This is a genomic window from Novosphingobium sp. PY1 (assembly GCF_017312445.1).
Classification (GTDB): Bacteria; Pseudomonadota; Alphaproteobacteria; order Sphingomonadales; family Sphingomonadaceae; genus Novosphingobium.
On sequence record NZ_BLTI01000006.1, the window covers coordinates 126,934 to 143,408 of the forward strand.

Consider the following 16,475-nt stretch of genomic DNA (forward strand, 5'->3'; position numbering starts at 1 on the left):
TGGAGAGCGACCATGAGCGACTTCGTCGAACCGCAGAAAGTCGACATCGTCTATGAGACTGGCGAGCCAGTCACCTACGAGGTGATCGACCATGTCGCGTGGATCATGATGAACCGGCCGACGTTCAACAATGCCCAGAACGGGCAGATGACTTATGCGCTCGATGACGCCTTCATGCGCGCGACGAATGACGACGAGGTCCGCTGCATCGTGCTGGGCGGCAACGGCAAGCACTTCTCCGCCGGGCACGACATCGGCACGCCGGGGCGCGACCTGCATTTCGAGTTCGACAAGCGGCTGATGGTCGCCCCGCACACCAACAAGCCGGCGGCGGAACTGCTCTACACCCGCGAAAAGGAGCAGTACCTGGGCATGTGTCGGCGCTGGCGTGACGTGCCCAAGCCGACGATAGCCATGGTGCAGGGCGCCTGCGTGGCGGGTGGCCTCATGCTCGCGTGGGTCTGCGACCTGATCGTGGCCAGCGAGGATGCGTTCTTCCAGGACCCGGTGAACCCCTTGATGGGTATTCCCGGGGTCGAATACTTCGCCCATGCCTATGAATTGCCGCCGCGCATTGCCAAGGAGTTCCTGCTGCTGGGCGAGCGCATGAGCGCGCAGCGCGCCGAGCAGTTCGGCATGGTCAACAAGCTGGTGCCGCGCGCCGAATTGCGTGACGCGGTGGCCACCTGGGCTGCAAAGCTTGCGGGTCAGCCGCGTCTAGGCAACTGGCTGACCAAGCAGGCCGTGAACCATGTCGAGGAACTGGGCGGCAAGCGCACGGCGATGGATGCAGTCTATCACATGCACCACTTCGCCCATGCCCAGAACGATCTCGTCACCGGCAATTCGATTGCGGGCGTCAGCGGCAAGTCGGCCGCGAGCGCCAACAAGAAAGATGCGGGCGAAAGCTGATGGGCAATCCGCTTCAAACGGTTCTTTGCGAAAGGCTGGGCTGTTCGGCCCCGATCATCCAGACCGCGATGGGCTGGGTGGCCGAGCCTTCGCTCGTCATCGCCAGCTCCAATGCCGGGGCCTTCGGCTTTCTCGGCGCAGCGGTCATGACGCCCGATGAGGTGCGCGAGAAGATCCTTGCCGTGCGCAAGGGGACCGACCGTCCCTTCGGCGTCAACTTCCACTCGTTCCAGCCCGGCGCCGACAGGATCGTCGAACTGATCCTCGAGAACCGCGAGCAGGTGCGCGCGGTCAGCTTCGGGCGGGGACCGAACGCCAGGATGATCGGTCGTTTCAAGGATGCGGGCATCCTCTGCATCCCCACCGTGGGCGCGGTGAAGCACGCGAAGAAAATGGTCGAACTGGGTGTCGACATGGTCAGCGTTCAGGGCGGCGAGGGCGGCGGGCATACAGGTTCGGTGCCCACCACGATCCTGCTTCCGCAAGTGCTCGACAGCGTGGACGTTCCCGTGATTGCCTGCGGCGGCTTTGCCGACGGGCGCGGCCTCGTCGCGGCGCTGGCTTACGGCGCGGTGGGCATCGCCATGGGGACGCGCTTCCTGTTGACGCAGGAGAGCCCGGTGCCCGATGTCACCAAGGCCGAATACCTCAAGGCCTCGACCGACGCGATCGTCGTGACCACGAAGCTGGACGGCATTCCCCAGCGCATGATCCGCAGCAAGCTGATGGACCGCATCGAGGAATCGGGCAGTCTGGGCATGTGGCTGCGCGCCATGGAAGCAGGGCTTCAGATGAAGAAGCAGACCGGGGCCTCGTGGCTGGAGTTCATCCGGTCGGCAAAGGGCATGACCGCGCACGGCGCCATGCCCCTGAAGCAGGCAATGATGGCCGCGACAATGCCGATGCTGATCCAGAAGGCCGTCGTCGAGGGCGACGTCGAACACGGCGTCATGGCCACCGGCGTCGTCGGCGGCCGCATCGCCGAAATCCCGACATGCGAGCAGCTTGTCGGCCGCATCATGGAACAGGCGCGCGGGCGGCTCGAAGCCCTTGGCGTGCCCGCACCGCAGCCCGCCAGCGCTGCCTGAGAGGACGCAACATGCCGATAACGACGACAATCAAGGACCGCATCGCCGAAATCGTCTTCGACGTGCCGCCGGTGAACGCCTTTGACAGCGAAACCTGGATGTCGATCCCCGCGATCGTCACCGAGGCGGGGCGCAACCCGGACGTCAACTGCGTGCTGATCCGCGCGGCCGAGGAATCGCGCGGTTTCTGCGGCGGCGTCGATATCAAGGAGATGCAGGCGCATCCAGAGCGCATTACCGTGCTCAACCGCGGCAATTACCTGACCTTCAAGGCGATCCACGAGGCCGAGGTGCCGGTCGTGGTCGCCGTTCACAAATTCGTGATCGGCGGCGGCATCGGCATTTGCGGTGCGTCGGATACGATCATCGCTGCCGATGACGCCTTCTTCTCGCTGCCCGAGGTCGATCGCGGCGCGATGGGCGGGGCTAGCCACATGTCGCGCATGTTGCCGCTTCACAAGGTGCGCGCGGCGTTCTTCACAGGCGGCAATATCCCGGCGCAGGAGGCCTACCGCCTCGGCGCGATCGAGAAGGTGGTCCCGCGCACCGATCTCGTGAAGGAAGCCCGCGCCTTCTGCGAGCTTGTCGCCGCCAAGAGCCGCAAGGCGCTGGTCATCGCCAAGGAGGCGCTGAACGGTCTCGAGGCGCGCGACGTCGATCGCGGTTATCGCTGGGAGCAGGGCTTCACGCTTGAAATGTACATGCACGAGGATTCGCAGAAGAGCCGCGATGCCTTCGTCGAGACCGGCAAGGCGGCCAAGTTCTGATGGACCTGAGCTACACTCCCGAGCAGCAGGCTTTCCGCGCCGAAGTGCGAAGCTGGCTGGAGGCGCATGTGCCGAAGGCGCCGCTCGAACACTACGACGCCACGCGCGAAGGCTTCGAGGCGCACCGCGAATGGGAAAAGACGCTCAAGTCCGGCGACTGGGGTATGGTCACCTGGCCCAGTGAATATGGCGGGCGCGGGCTCGACCTGATCCAGTGGCTGATCTTCGAGGAAGAATATTACCGCGCCAGGGCGCCGGGCCGCGTCAACCAGAACGGCATCTTCCTGCTTGGCCCGACGCTGATGGAATTCGGCACGCACGAGCAGAAGTCCCGCTTCCTGACCAGGATGGCCTCGGGCGAGGAAATCTGGGCGCAGGCTTGGTCCGAGCCGATGGCGGGCAGCGACCTTGCCGGTGTTCGGGCGACCGCCGTTCTCGATGGCGATGAATACGTCCTCAACGGGCACAAGATCTGGTCGAGCCGCGCCGCCTTCGCCGATTGGGCCTTCGGCCTGTTTCGCGCGCCGGGCAGCGAGCGGCACCATGGCATGAGCCTGATCTTCTTTCCGCTCGACGCGCCGGGCGTGACGGTAAATCCGATCCGGAAGATCAACGGCCACGTCGGCTTTGCCGAAATCTTCCTCGAGAACGTGCGCGTTCCCGCCTTCAATCGCCTCGGCGAGGAAGGGCAGGGTTGGCACATCTGCATGGCGACGGCCGGCTTCGAGCGCGGCCTGATGCTGCGCAGTCCGGCCCGCTATCAGGTCGCGGCGGCGGAACTGGCCAGGCTGTGGCAGGCCCGCAAGGATGATCCTTGGGTCGATCCCGCGCTGGAGGCCGACGTCGTGCGCGCCTTCATGAACGCAGAGGCCTATGCGCTGTCGATCTATCAGACCGCCTCGCGGCTGATGGCGGGCGCCAAGATCGGTCCGGAAGCCTCGACCAACAAGATCTTCTGGTCGGAACTCGACATTCACCTGCATCGAACCGCGCTGGCCATCCTTGGACCGGAAGCCGAGGTACTGAGCGAGCCGGGCGCGCACGATTGGATCGACGATTACATCTTCTCGCTCGCCGGGCCGATCTACGCCGGGTCGAACGAGATCCAGCGCAACATCATCGCCGAGCGCATGCTCGGTCTGCCGCGCAAGTAAGGGGGAACAGGCCCATGGACTTTACCCTGAACGACGAGCAGCAGATGTTCGCGGAAACCGCCCGCCAGCTTTTCGCCGATACCTGCACGCCCGATCACTGGCGCCGCCAGATGGAAAGCGGCGCGGTGCTGGACGAGGAGCGCTGGGCGCAGATCGTCGATACTGGCTTTCCCCTCGTGCTGCTTCCCGAGGAAGCCGGCGGGCTGGGCCTTGGCGAACTCGATTTCGCGGTGATCGCCGAAGCTGCCGGTTACAACGCGCTGCCTGATCCTTTGGTTGAGAGTGCAGGCATCGCGACGCCGCTGCTGGCCGCCGCGCGCCCGGACATCGAACTGATGGCCGATCCGGCGGCGATCGTTGCGATCCAGCACCCGGCTAACCCTTATGTCGCCGATGCCGAAGCCGCCAGTGCCCTGATCCTGCACAAAGAGGACGAAGCCTACCTTGCGGCGCGCGAGGACGTTACGCTGAAGCGCAAGGAGAGCATCGACCCGTTCCGCCGCCTCTATACGGTCGAGTGGGACCCTGCCAAGGCGCAGCCGCTCGGCGCGGTGGACTGGGAGCTCGCGCTCGATCGCGGCGCCCTGTTCGCCGCCGCGCAGGGTCTTGGCCTTGCCCAGCGCGCGGTCGATCTCGCCGTCGAATATGCCAAGGAACGCCAGCAGTTCGGCAAGCCCATCGGCACCTATCAGGCGGTGAAGCACCACCTTTCCTCGGCGCAGGTCGCCATCGAGTTCGCCCGCCCGGTCGTGCTGGCGGCGGCTGCCGACCTCGCCCATGGCGATGTCCAGTCGCGCGCCCGTATCAGCCATGCCAAGCTCGTGGCTCTGGAGGCCGCCGATCAGGCCGCCCGCGCCTCGATCCAGGTGCACGGCGCGATGGGGTACAGCTGGGAAGTGGACGTCCACCTCTTCCTCAAGCGCACACTTGCGCTGACCAGTTCGTGGGGCACGCCCTACTTCCACCGCCAGCGGATCATGCATCGCATTGCGGCGCAGCCGCTTGGCCCAGACCAGACTTTTGCACGCGAGACAGTCCATGCCTGAAGCATACATTGTTGATGCCGTCCGTACGCCCATCGGCCGCAAGAAGGGTAGTCTTGCGCAGGTTCATCCTGCCGATCTTGGCGCGCATCCGATCAAGGCGCTGGTCGCGCGTACGGGGATCGATGCCAATCTTGTCGACGATGTCGTGTGGGGCTGCTGCGACACGATCGGACCGCAAGCCGGCGATATCGGGCGTACTGCATGGCTGGTCGCCGGAATGCCCCAGCACGTGCCGGGCGTGACGATAGACCGCCAGTGCGGTTCCTCCCAGCAGGCCGTTCACTTTGCCGCGCAGGGCGTGATGTCGGGCACGCAGGATCTTGTCGTCGCGGGTGGCAGCCAGGCGATGAATGCCATTCCCATTTCGGCTGCGATGTTCGCCGGCCAGCCATATGGCTTCGACAGTCCGTTCCTTGGCTCGAAGGGCTGGGATGCGCGTTATGGCGACGAGGAAGTCAACCAGATCCGTTCGGCCGAGATGATCGCCGAGAAGTGGGGCATCAGCCGTGCGGCGATGGAGCAGTTCGCGCTCACCAGCCACCAGCGTGCGCAGGCCGCCTGGGATGCCGGTTGGTTCGATCGCGAAGTGGCCCAGTTCGAAGGGCTCGGCATGGATGAGACGATCCGGCCTGCGACAACGCTCGAAGGGCTCGCGGCGCTCAGCCCGGTGCGTGAAGGCGGGACGATCACCGCCGGTGTTGCCAGCCAGAACTGCGATGCCGCCGCCGCGCTTCTGATCGCCGGCGAACGGGCGGTCAAGGAACACGGCCTGACGCCGCGCGCGCGCATCCATCACCTGTCGGTGCGGGCCGCGAACCCGGTGTGGATGCTCACCGGCCCGATCCCGGCGACGCAGTACGCCCTGCAGAAGGCCGGGATGCGCGTCGAGGACATCGACCTGTTCGAATGCAACGAGGCCTTTGCCAGTGTCACGATGGCCTGGATGAAGGAGCTGAACATCCCGCATGAGAAAGTGAACGTGCAGGGCGGTGCGATTGCGCTGGGTCATCCCATAGGTGCAACCGGTGCACGCCTGATGACGACGCTGCTGGGCGCGCTGGAGCGCACCGGCGGCCGGTACGGCCTGCAGACCATGTGCGAAGGCGGCGGTCAGGCCAACGTCACCATCATCGAACGACTTTGAGACACGAGAGGACTGGATAATGGGTATCTGCGAGGGTCGCGTCGCGATCGTCACCGGCGCTGGCAACGGGCTGGGCAAGGCCTATGCGCTGGGACTGGCGGCAGAAGGCTGCAGGCTGGTCGTCAATGACCTGGGCGTCGGTACGCATGGTGAGGACGGCGAGACCAGGGGCGCGGCCGAGCGCGTGGTTGACGAGATCCGCGCGATGGGCGGCGAGGCGGTCGCCAATACCGATGACGTGGCCGAATGGGATGCCGGCAAGCGCATGGTCGAGGCGGCGCTGGACAATTTCGGTGAGCTGCACGCGGTCGTCAACAATGCCGGCTTCGTGCGCGACCGCATGTTCTTCACTTGCAGCCCGGAAGAATGGGATGCGGTGATCCGCGTGCACTTGCGCGGTCATTTCTGCACTTCGCGCCACGCTGCCGAATACTGGCGCGGCCAGTCCAAGGCGGGCAAGCCCGTCGACGGACGCATCATCAATACCACCAGCGGGGCGGGCCTGCAGGGATCGGTCGGCCAGTCGGCCTACTCGACCGCGAAGGGCGGCATCGCGACCCTGACACTGGTTCAGGCGGCCGAGCTGGCGCGCCTTGGCGTGACCGCCAATGCTCTTGCCCCCAATGCCCGCACGCGCATGACCGATACCGGCGCTTTCGACATGGATGTGAAGGACGGCGAATTCGACGTCTTCGCACCCGAGAACATGGCGCCGCTTGTCTCCTACCTCGTCTCGGCGCAGTCGAAGGGGGTAACTGGGCAGGTCTTCGAACTGAAGGGCGGAGAGATCTTCCTTTCGCAGGGTTGGACCGACAGTCCTTCGATCGACAAGGGCGCGCGCTTCGAGCCGGGCGAACTCGATCCGATCGTGCGCAAGCTGCTCGAAGACCGCGCGCCGGCCAAGCCCGTCTACGGGGCAGGTTGAGGCATGGAATTCGCCTTCAACGAAGAGCAGGCGATGATCGCGGAGACGGTGCAGGCCTTCTTCGCCGAGAACGCCACGAGCGAGCGGACCCGTGCGGCGATGGAAGCCGATGGGATCGACCGCGAATTGTGGGCGTCGTTCTGCATGGAACTGGGGCTTTCCGGCATCGGCATCGCTGAGGAGGACGGCGGTGTCGGGCTGGGGATGGTGGAGCTTGCGATCGTGGCCGAAGCGGCTGGATCGCAAGTCTCTGCCATCCCATTGCTTGGGCTTGCTACCGCGGGGCAGGCGATTGCAGCAGGGGGAAGCGCTGCCCAGAAGGAGCAGTGGCTGGGGGCGCTCGTTTCCGGTGAGGCGATTGCGGCAGCGGCCCATGCGCCTGCAATCCGGGCTGTAGGTGGCAGGCTTTCCGGCACGGTTCCGTTCGTCGCGCATGGCGGGCTTGCCGATGTGCTCGTTCTGGTGGGCGAGGACGCCGCCTGGTTGGTAGCGACCGGGGACGCAGGCGTGACCGTCACGAGGCATACGACGATGGACCAGACGCGGCCGCTCGCGACCGTCACCCTCGACGGCGCGGCAGGAGCGGCGCTGGACTTTGCTGGCGCGCGCAACGCGCTGCATGCCGCCGGGTGGGTCTGCCTTGCCGCAGAGGCGCTGGGCGGCGCACAGGCGACGCTGGAGCGCACGGTGCAGTATTCGACCGAGCGCATGCAGTTCGGTCGACCGATCGGCTCGTTCCAGGCATACAAGCACCGTCTGGCGGATATGATGGTGCTAATCGAGCAGGCGCGCTCTGCCGTTTACTGGGCGGCATGCGCAGTCGATGAAGGCGCGCCGGAGGCGCAGCTTGCCCTGCATTGCGCCAAGGCCTTTTGCGCCGACACCTATTTCGAATGCGCCGGGCACATGATCCAGCTCCACGGGGGCATCGGGTTCACCTGGGAGCATGACGCGCACCTGTTCTTCAAGCGCGCCACCTCGATCCGCTCGATGATGGGCGACGGGGACTGGCACCGCGAACAGGTTGCCCGTCTGACGATCGGAGAAGCCGCATGAAGCTGGGATTTTCCGCCGAAGACGAGGCCTTCCGCGCCGAGGCTGCGCAGTGGCTGCAAGGCCAGATGGCCGGAGAGTTCAAGGATATCGCCGGTATCTCCAACCTCGTTTCCAAGGTCGAGCGTCGCAAGGAGTGGGAGCGGCAGCTTGCCGCGCACAGGTGGTCGTGCATCGGTTGGCCCGTCGAATGGGGGGGGCGCGATGCCACCTTGGCGCAGCAGGTCATCTTCGCCGAAGAATATGCGCGCGCCGGTGCGCCCAACCGCATCAACCATATCGGTGTCGAGCTGGCCGGGCCCACGATCCTCGCCTTCGGGACGCAGGAGCAGAAGGCCCGCTACCTGCCCGGCATTGCCGCCGGCACGCAGATCTGGTGCCAGGGCTATTCGGAACCCAATGCCGGTTCGGACCTCGCCAATGTCAAGACCAAGGCGCGCCTCGAAGGCGACGAGTGGGTCGTGACCGGGCAGAAGGTGTGGACCAGCCTTGCCCACTTCTCGGACTATATCTTCGTCGTTGCCCGCAGCGAGGAAGGGTCGAAGGGGCCCAAGGGCTTGTCGTTCCTGCTGATGGACATGGACCAGCCCGGTATCGAAGTTCGCCCAATTCGCCAGATGAATGGCGAGGCCGAGTTCAACGAGACCTTCCTTGACGAGGCGCGGTGCCCGGCAGATGCCACGCTGGGTGAGCCCGGGAAAGGCTGGGGCGTGGCCATGGGCCTGCTCGCGTTCGAGCGCGGTGTCTCGACGCTGGCGCAGCAGATGCAGTTCCGCAACGAGCTTGACGCGATCGTCGCTGCGGCCAGAACTAACGGCAAGGCCGCGGATCCCGTTACCCGCCAGAAGATCGCCAGGGCTGAAATCGGGCTCAACCTCATGCGCTACGGCGCGCTGAGGATGCTCTCCAATACCGATCACGCCGCCATCGACGGTGCAGCGCTGACCTACAAGATCCAGTGGGCGACCTGGCGACGCGACCTCGGCGAACTGGCGATGGAAGTGCTCGGTCAGGCCGGAGAGATCGCAGGCGGCGAGGCCTACGAGTGGTCGCTGCTGCCCAACATGTTTCTCTTCAGCCGCTCGGACACGATCTACGGCGGCACCAACCAGATCCAGCGCAACCTGATCGCGGAGCGCGGCCTTGGCCTTCCCCGCGAACCTCGAGGTGACAAATGACCGTTCCCGTTCCTTCCTATCCCGCGCCCCTCGGCCTGCTGAAGGGCAAGACCGTGGTGGTCACTGCCGCCGCCGGTACCGGCATCGGCTTTTCGGCTGCCAAGCGCGCCGCCGAAGAGGGCGCCAGACTGCTTATCAGCGACTTCCACGAGCGTCGTCTCGGCGAAGCGGCTGACCGCATCGCCGATGAAGTTGGTTGCGAACGTCCGGCTACCTGGGTGTGCGACGTCACCAGCGAAGCGGCGGTGCAGGGCCTGCGCGATGGCGCGCTTGCGGCGCTCGGCAAGGTTGACGTGCTCATCAACAATGCGGGCCTTGGCGGCGAAGTCAGTGTCGTCGACATGACCGACGAGCAGTGGAGCCGCGTGCTCGACGTCACGCTTACCAGCCTGTTTCGCATGACCCGCGCCTTCCTGCCTTCGATGTATGCTGCCAAGTCCGGGGTCATGGTCAACAACGCGTCGGTTCTGGGCTGGCGCGCGCAGAGGGGGCAGGCCCATTATGCGGCGGCCAAGGCCGGCGTGATGGCATTTACGCGCTGCAGCGCCCTCGAGGCGGCCGATCACGGCGTGCGTATCAACGCCGTGGCGCCCAGCCTTGCGATGCACCCCTTCCTTGCCAAGGTGACGACCGAAGAGGCGCTGGCCGAACTGGTCAAGAAGGAAGCCTACGGACGCCCGGCCGAAGTCTGGGAAGTCGCCAACGTGATGATGTTTCTCGCCTCCGACCTGTCGAGCTACATGACCGGCGAGATCGTCCCGGTATCGAGCCAGCACGCATGAGCGCGCCGAAGATATTCGAACGCCCGACCGACCTGATCGGCGCGGAAGGCACTCAGCTCGGCCCGACCGAATGGCTGCCGATCGATCAGGAGCGGGTGAACGGCTTTGCCGATGTCACCGGCGATCACCAGTGGATCCACGTCGACGTGGAGCGGGCCAAGGACGGGCCTTTCGGCTCTACGATCGCTCATGGCTACCTGACGCTGAGCCTCGTCAACATGTTCCTGCCGCAGATGATCGAGGTTCGCCGCTTTGCGGCCGGCGTGAACGTGGGCATGGACAAGACCCGCTTCCTTTCGCCCGTGCTTGTCGGCTCGCGCATTCGCGGCTCTGGAGAGATCGTCAGGGTCGAGGAAGTGAAGGGTGCGATCCAGTCCACCGTGCGGGTCACGATCGAGATCGAGGGAAGCGACAAGCCGGCGCTCGTGATCGACACCATCAGCCGCTATTTTCCGGAGACAGAATAATGCCCGATCCCGCCAAGATGGAAGCCGCCGTCCACGAATACGTCGCCGCCTTCGCTGAAGGCAACCCGGAGCGCGTGGCCGCACTTTTTGCTGGGGATGCAACGGTCGAGGACCCTGTCGGGACCCCGCCTCACGTCGGACGCGAGGCGATCCGGGCATTCTATACGCAGTCGATGCAGACCGGCGCGCAGCTCAAGCTCGAAGGGCCGGTGCGCGTCGCTGCCGATCATGCGGCCTTTGCTTTCTCGGTTCACCTGCACTGGGAGGGCCGCGACCAGCGTGTCGATGTAATCGACACGTTCCGCTTCAATGAAAACAACGAAGTCATCGAGATGCGCGCCTACTTCGGGCCGCAGAACATGCACGGCTTCTCCTGACAAGGACTGACACGATGCGCGAAGCAGCAATCATTTCCACCGCCCGCACCGGTGTCGGCAAGGCCTATCGCGGTGCGTTCAACGACACCGAGGCGCCGCGCATGGCCGCCCACGTCGTCAACGCGGCCATAGAGCGCGCCGGGATCGATCCGGCCCGGATCGATGACGTATACATGGGCTGCGCGAACCAGTGGAACACGCAAAGCTACAACATCGGCCGTCTTGCCGTACATGGCTCGGTCCTGCCGGATACGACCTGCGGCTTTGCCCTGGACCGCAAGTGCTCCTCGGGCCTCAACGCGCTCGCCTTCGCGGCGCGCGGCATCATCGCGGGCGAGATCGACTGCGCGCTTTCGGGCGGTACCGAGAACGTTTCGCTCACGCTCGACAAGCACTATCCCAGCTTCCGCAACCGTTCGGAATGGGTGAAGGAGCACGATCCTTACGCCTACATGGCGATGATCGAGACGGCCGAGATCGTTGCCGACCGCTATGGGGTGAGCCGCGAAGCGCAGGACCGCTTCGCCGCGCTCAGCCAGAGCCGCGCCGCCGCCGCGCAGGAAGCGGGCAGGTTCGATGACGAGATCGCGCCGATCACCGTCACCAAGGCGCTGTTCGACAAGGAAGGCAACGAGACCGGCAAGGAAGAGGTCACGCTGACGAAGGACGAAGGCATTCGTGCCGGGACGACCTTCGAGAAGCTTCAGGAGCTGAAGCCCGTTTTCAGGAACGGCCAGGTCGTCAAGGAGGGCAGGCACATCACCGCCGGCAACGCCAGCCAGCTTTCGGACGGTGCTTCCGCGCAGGTGCTCATGGACCATGCCACCGCGCAGAAGGAAGGCTTGCCGATCCTCGGTCTCTATCGCGGCTTTCAGGTTGCGGGTTGCGGCGCGGACGAGATGGGCATCGGGCCGGTCTTCGCGGTTCCCAAGCTGCTCGAGCGCGCTGGATTGAAGGTCGACGACATCGGCCTTTGGGAAATCAACGAGGCCTTCGCCAGCCAGGCGATCTATTGCCAGCAGCAGCTGGGCATCGATCCGGAAAAGCTCAACGTCAATGGTGGCGGCATCGCCATCGGCCATCCATTCGGCATGACCGGATCGCGCCTCGTGGGCCATGCCCTGATCGAAGGCAAGCGGCGCGGCGTGAAGTACGTCGTCGTCTCGATGTGCGTGGCTGGCGGCATGGGCGCTGCCGGTCTGTTCGAAGTCGTCTGACGGAAAGATTGCAAGACATGACGGATGCGATGGGCACGTGGCCGGCCACCATTCCCGGAGCCGCGAAGGCGGCGGCCGAGAGATGGCCGGATGTGCCGGGCCTGATCGTCGGGGAGAGAGCCTGGACTTTTGCCGAGGTCTGGGCCGACGCTCGGGCCGCCGCCTCGGCCATGTTGGCAAGTGGCATCAGGAACGGCGATCGTATCGCGATCTGGGCGCCCAACACGCGTGAGTGGATTCTCGCCGCACTCGGCGCGCAGGCCGTGGGCGCGACCATCGTGCCGATGAACACCCGCTTCAAGGGCGCCGAGGCGGGCGACATCCTGCGCCGCGCGCGGGTGAAGATCCTCTTCGCGCCTGGCGACTTTCTCGGGACGGACTATGCGGCCCTGATCGCAGGCGAGGACCTTCCCGATCTTCAGGAAGTGGTCCGGCTCGATCAGGCCTGGGACTCGTTCATCGCCCGCGGCAAGGGAACGCAGGACCCCGCCGTCGATGCCGAACTGGCCAAGCTGACCGGTGAGCACATCTGCGACATCATCTTCACCTCAGGCACGACCGGCAGGCCGAAGGGAGCGCTGACCTCCCATCGGCAGGCGGTCCAGATTTTCGGCGACTGGGCCGTTCGCGTCGACTTGCGCGCTGGTGATCGCTATCTGATCGTCAATCCATTCTTTCATACGTTCGGCTACAAGGCGGGCTGGGCCGTCTGCTTCACGCGCGGGGCCACCATCGTGCCGATGCCCGTATTCGAGGTTGCGGAAACGGTTCGGCAGATCGAGCAGAACCGCATTAGCTTCCTGCCCGGACCGCCGACCATCTATCAATCGCTGCTTCAGGAACTCGACGGCGGCAAGCCGCGCGATTTTTCCTCGCTTCGCGTCGCCGTCACCGGGGCGGCCCCGGTTGCGCCCGCGCTGGTTGAGCGGATGCGAAGTGAACTGGGCATGTCGAATATCGTCAATGGCTATGGCATGACCGAATGCGGCGCCATATCCATGACCTGCCAGGGCGACGATGCCGAGACCGTAGCCAACACCTGCGGCAAACCGCTTCCCGGCATCGAAGTGCGCTGCGTCGACGATGACGGGAACGACTTGTCGAGCGGACAACCCGGTGAACTCTGGATACGCGGCCATGCCGTCATGAAAGGCTATCTCGACGATCCGCTTGCCACCAGGGAAGCAATCGATGCAGATGGCTGGCTTCACAGCGGCGACATCGGCACCATCGACGATCGTGGTTACCTGAAGATCACCGACCGCAAGAAGGACATGTTCATCTCGGGCGGTTTCAACGTCTATCCGGTGGAAGTGGAAAACCTCCTTGCGGCCCATCCCGCGATCAACATGGCAGCCGTGGTCGGCATGCCGGACGAACGCATGGGAGAAGTGGGACGCGCCTTTGTGGTCCTGCGTCCGGGCGCGGCCGTGACCGAGGACGAGCTTCTCCGGTGGGCGCGCGCGAACATGGCCAACTACAAGGCCCCGCGCAGCATTCGCATCATGCCTGATCTGCCGCGCAATGCCGCTGGCAAGGTGCTCAAGACCGAACTCAGGGACTGACCGAAGCCCTGGGTCCCGGCCCGGGTTGAGGAGTATAATGTCCCCGCATTTCCTGGCTGGGCGCATACACGCGTGGCCGTCCGCGCCGTGCTTTCCTGCACAATGATTACAATTTCGGGTCGCAGAACGAAAAGAGCCCGCCTCTCCATTACAGGGAGGCGGGCTCATCGTGTTTGCCCGGACCCTGTCGGGTCCGGGCCGGGAGAGCTCAGTAGGAAATGCCGAGGGTCAGGCCGTAGGTGCGCGGCTCGGCATAATAGCCGCCGGCAAAGCCAAGCTGGCCGAAGTCGACCGCCCGCACGAAGTCCTTGGCATTGGTCACGTTCCTGACCCAAAGGCGCAGGCTGCCTTCGCCGCCGCCGATGGGCATGCCGTCGATTCCGATCTGGGCGTCGATTATGTCGCGGTTGTCGCCCTTGATCGCTTCATTGAACGGGGACGAGGTCACACTGGTGAAGCTGTACTTGCCGTCCTCGTGCGTATAGCCGACGCGGCCCCTGATCGTCGCATTGCCCCAGTTGAGCGGGAACTGCGCATTGAGGGCAACATTGGCCGTCAGCGGCGAAGTGTAGCCCGGCGTCACGATAGAGGCGATGTTGACCGGTGGCGCGCCAGCGGTGGTGGACTGGCCGGCAAGGAACTCCTTGTACTTGATGTCGACGTAACCGAGGTTTCCGTCGATCGAGAAGTTGTCGTTGATGATCGCCTGTGTCTCAACCTCGAAGCCTGTGTACGTTACCTTGCCGGCATTGCCGATGCGCGTGGCGAACGTGCCGATGGGCGCGTCCGTGCGCGGGACGTTGATCGCCAGATCCTTGTAGATATTGTGATAGGCGGCCAGGTTGAGGCGCAACCGGCGGCCGAACAGCTCGCTCTTGAGGCCTACTTCATAGGATGTCACGTTCTCCGGCTTGAAGTTGGGAAGCTGCGTGGTGCCGGTGATCACCGGGTCCTGCGAATTGAACCCGCCCGAACGGTAGCCGGTCGCCGCGCGCGCGTAGAGGTTGACCCCTTGCGCCACGTCGTAGCCCGCCATCAGGTTCCAGGTGAACTTCTTGAACGAAGCCTCGCCCGTTTCCGGCACAGGCAGCGGGTCGGCTCCATTCTGGAAGCGGATCATGGCCTTCTGGTCCCAGGTGTAGCGACCGCCTGCGGTCAGGCGAATGCCGCTGCCGCGTCCGCCCGGGTAGAAGGTGAACTGTCCATAGAGCGCCTTGCTCTCGCTCCTCGCGGTGTATGACAGGCGTGCGAGCGTCTGGACAAGGCGGTACTGCGCGGGGTTCGCGGCAACGAAAGACGGGCCCAAGGCGCCGAAGTTGCCGAGGAAGATCGAATTGGTGTCGAGCACGTAACCGCTGTTCTGGTAGCCGTCCTCGGAACCCTTCTCCCAGAAGTAGAACCCGCCGACGACCCAGTCGAGCGTGCTGGTATCGCCGGAAACTTCGATTTCCTGGCTGAACTGCTTGTGGCGACGGCGGTTGTTGGTGTCGAACAGGTCCTGCGTGATCGTCGGCACGGCTGAGGCGGCGATAAAGGGCCTTGCCGCCGCCGGGATCGACGGGATGTATTGGAGCAGGGCCTCGGGCATGCCGTTGAAGAGAGTGGCATTGCTGAATGCCGGGCCGGTAAAGGCACCGATGCCGTCAAGATCGGCCAGCGTATCGCTGTGCCAGAAGCGGTAGCCTGTGGTCGACTTGACCTTGAAGCCGCCGAAATCGTTCTGGACCTGGATATTGTGGCCCCAGCTCTTGTCGAGCGCGCGGCTGAGGATGTTGTTGCAAACCTTCTTGCGGTACTGGCGCGCCGGTTCGGCAAGCGCGGCGCAGTCCGGGTCGGCGAAAGTCGCGGCCGCCAGATACTGGGCTACCGGGGCCTGCTGCGTGGCGACGACGGGCTGGCCGTCGACGATGATGGGATCGCGGTAGGTTCCGTCGGCAACATTGGTGAGCTGGAAGGCCTGCGGCGTGCCGTTGATCCGGCTCCAGTCGAACGCGTACTGGAAACTGCCGCTGCCGCCCAGTTCGATGCGTGCGGCGGCGCGCAATGCGTCCGACTTGCGGGCACCGGGATCCCTGGAATCGCTGGGCTGAAGGATGTTGTCGACGAACCCGTCACGCTCGGAATGGCTGTAGGAAAAGCTGGTGGCAATACCGGCGATCTCACCCGGATCGACGACGACCTTGCCGTTCCAGGCATTGAAGTTGCCATACCCGGCTTCGGCCTTGAGGCGAAAGGTCGAGGACGGCGCACGCGAGATGAAATGAACGGCGCCGCCGGTCGTGTTGCGACCGAACAGCGTGCCTTGCGGGCCGCGCAGCACTTCGACGCGCTCGATGTCCATGACGTCCAGGCCCATGGCGCCCGCACGGGCGATGTAGACGCCGTCAACGTAGAGGCCGTTTGCCGCATCGACGCCGAAGCTTTCGCTGCCGCCGTTGGAGATGCCGCGCATCGAGAAGACCGCGGCGCTGTTGCTCGTGGTGCCGGGCACGATGGTAACGTTCGGGGCGAGGCCGCTGAGATCGCGCGAATCCTTGATGCCGAGCTGCTCGACCTTTTCGGCACTGATGGCGCTGATGGCGATCGGCACGTCCTGGAGATTCTGCGCGCGCTTCTGCGCCGTCACGACGATCTCGCCGAGCGCGGATGCTTGCGGGGAATTGGAAGTTTCCTGCGCCATGGCGTAGTCGGCAAGGGCGAAACTGCTGGCGCCCAGCAGCAGGTGAAACGCGGCAAATGCTTGACGTCTATGCATAAAGATCTCCCAGATAAGCGTTGTTATGTTTCGCGAGGCTGGCAA

At 64.7% G+C, this 16,475-nt stretch carries 15 protein-coding genes; 14 read left to right on the forward strand and 1 reads right to left on the reverse strand.

Going from position 1 to position 16,475, the window contains the following annotated elements; translation table 11 throughout:
• Nucleotides 1-12: 12 nt before the first annotated feature.
• Genes J3474_RS08690 through J3474_RS08755 form a run of 14 tightly spaced genes read left to right on the forward strand, consistent with a single transcriptional unit; the run spans nt 13 to nt 13,675 of the window.
• Nucleotides 13-912 carry an enoyl-CoA hydratase gene (locus tag J3474_RS08690; protein WP_013836503.1) on the forward strand — a complete coding sequence of 300 codons (900 nt, stop codon included), beginning with the start codon at nt 13-15 and terminating at the stop codon, nt 910-912.
• Nucleotides 912-2,000 (forward strand): nitronate monooxygenase family protein, encoded by a 1,089-nt coding sequence (locus tag J3474_RS08695; protein WP_207093825.1) that lies wholly within the window; start codon nt 912-914, stop codon nt 1,998-2,000. Before J3474_RS08690 ends, J3474_RS08695 begins: the two co-directional genes overlap by 1 nt.
• An 11-nt stretch (nt 2,001-2,011) precedes the next feature.
• Nucleotides 2,012-2,767 (forward strand): enoyl-CoA hydratase family protein, encoded by a 756-nt coding sequence (locus J3474_RS08700; RefSeq protein ID WP_207093826.1) that lies wholly within the window; start codon nt 2,012-2,014, stop codon nt 2,765-2,767.
• Nucleotides 2,767-3,921 (forward strand): acyl-CoA dehydrogenase, encoded by a 1,155-nt coding sequence (locus J3474_RS08705; protein WP_207093827.1) that lies wholly within the window; start codon nt 2,767-2,769, stop codon nt 3,919-3,921. The genes J3474_RS08700 and J3474_RS08705 overlap by 1 nt, the downstream gene beginning before the upstream one ends.
• A gap of 14 nt (nt 3,922-3,935) precedes the next feature.
• Entirely contained in the window at nt 3,936-4,967 is a 1,032-nt protein-coding gene (locus J3474_RS08710) for an acyl-CoA dehydrogenase family protein (RefSeq protein WP_207093828.1), read from the forward strand.
• Nucleotides 4,960-6,111 carry an acetyl-CoA C-acetyltransferase gene (locus J3474_RS08715; protein WP_207093829.1) on the forward strand — a complete coding sequence of 384 codons (1,152 nt, stop codon included), beginning with the start codon at nt 4,960-4,962 and terminating at the stop codon, nt 6,109-6,111. The genes J3474_RS08710 and J3474_RS08715 overlap by 8 nt, the downstream gene beginning before the upstream one ends.
• 19 nt (nt 6,112-6,130) lie before the next feature.
• Nucleotides 6,131-7,036 carry an SDR family oxidoreductase gene (locus J3474_RS08720; RefSeq protein ID WP_207093830.1) on the forward strand — a complete coding sequence of 302 codons (906 nt, stop codon included), beginning with the start codon at nt 6,131-6,133 and terminating at the stop codon, nt 7,034-7,036.
• A 3-nt stretch (nt 7,037-7,039) separates the two neighbouring features.
• Nucleotides 7,040-8,092 carry an acyl-CoA dehydrogenase family protein gene (locus tag J3474_RS08725; protein WP_207093831.1) on the forward strand — a complete coding sequence of 351 codons (1,053 nt, stop codon included), beginning with the start codon at nt 7,040-7,042 and terminating at the stop codon, nt 8,090-8,092.
• Nucleotides 8,089-9,267, forward strand: coding sequence for an acyl-CoA dehydrogenase family protein (locus J3474_RS08730; protein WP_207093832.1), 1,179 nt, complete (start codon nt 8,089-8,091; stop codon nt 9,265-9,267). Before J3474_RS08725 ends, J3474_RS08730 begins: the two co-directional genes overlap by 4 nt.
• The gene (locus J3474_RS08735) at nt 9,264-10,049 is read left to right on the forward strand and encodes an SDR family oxidoreductase (protein WP_013836494.1); all 786 of its coding nucleotides are present in this window, start codon (nt 9,264-9,266) and stop codon (nt 10,047-10,049) included. The genes J3474_RS08730 and J3474_RS08735 overlap by 4 nt, the downstream gene beginning before the upstream one ends.
• A complete protein-coding gene (locus J3474_RS08740; protein ID WP_207093833.1) occupies nt 10,046-10,516 on the forward strand; it encodes a MaoC family dehydratase in 471 nt (156 codons plus the stop codon). Before J3474_RS08735 ends, J3474_RS08740 begins: the two co-directional genes overlap by 4 nt.
• Entirely contained in the window at nt 10,516-10,893 is a 378-nt protein-coding gene (locus tag J3474_RS08745) for a steroid Delta-isomerase (protein ID WP_207093834.1), read from the forward strand. Before J3474_RS08740 ends, J3474_RS08745 begins: the two co-directional genes overlap by 1 nt.
• Nucleotides 10,894-10,907: 14 nt before the next feature.
• A complete protein-coding gene (locus J3474_RS08750; protein ID WP_207093835.1) occupies nt 10,908-12,110 on the forward strand; it encodes an acetyl-CoA C-acyltransferase in 1,203 nt (400 codons plus the stop codon).
• Nucleotides 12,111-12,127: 17 nt separating this feature from the next.
• Nucleotides 12,128-13,675: a FadD3 family acyl-CoA ligase gene (locus tag J3474_RS08755; protein ID WP_242528284.1), complete on the forward strand. Its 1,548-nt coding sequence runs from the start codon at nt 12,128-12,130 to the stop codon at nt 13,673-13,675.
• Between the two features lie 208 nt (nt 13,676-13,883).
• Here J3474_RS08755 and J3474_RS08760 read toward each other — a convergent pair whose 3' ends face one another.
• Nucleotides 13,884-16,430: a TonB-dependent receptor gene (locus J3474_RS08760; protein ID WP_207093836.1), complete on the reverse strand. Its 2,547-nt coding sequence runs from the start codon at nt 16,428-16,430 to the stop codon at nt 13,884-13,886.
• Nucleotides 16,431-16,475: the final 45 nt, after the last annotated feature.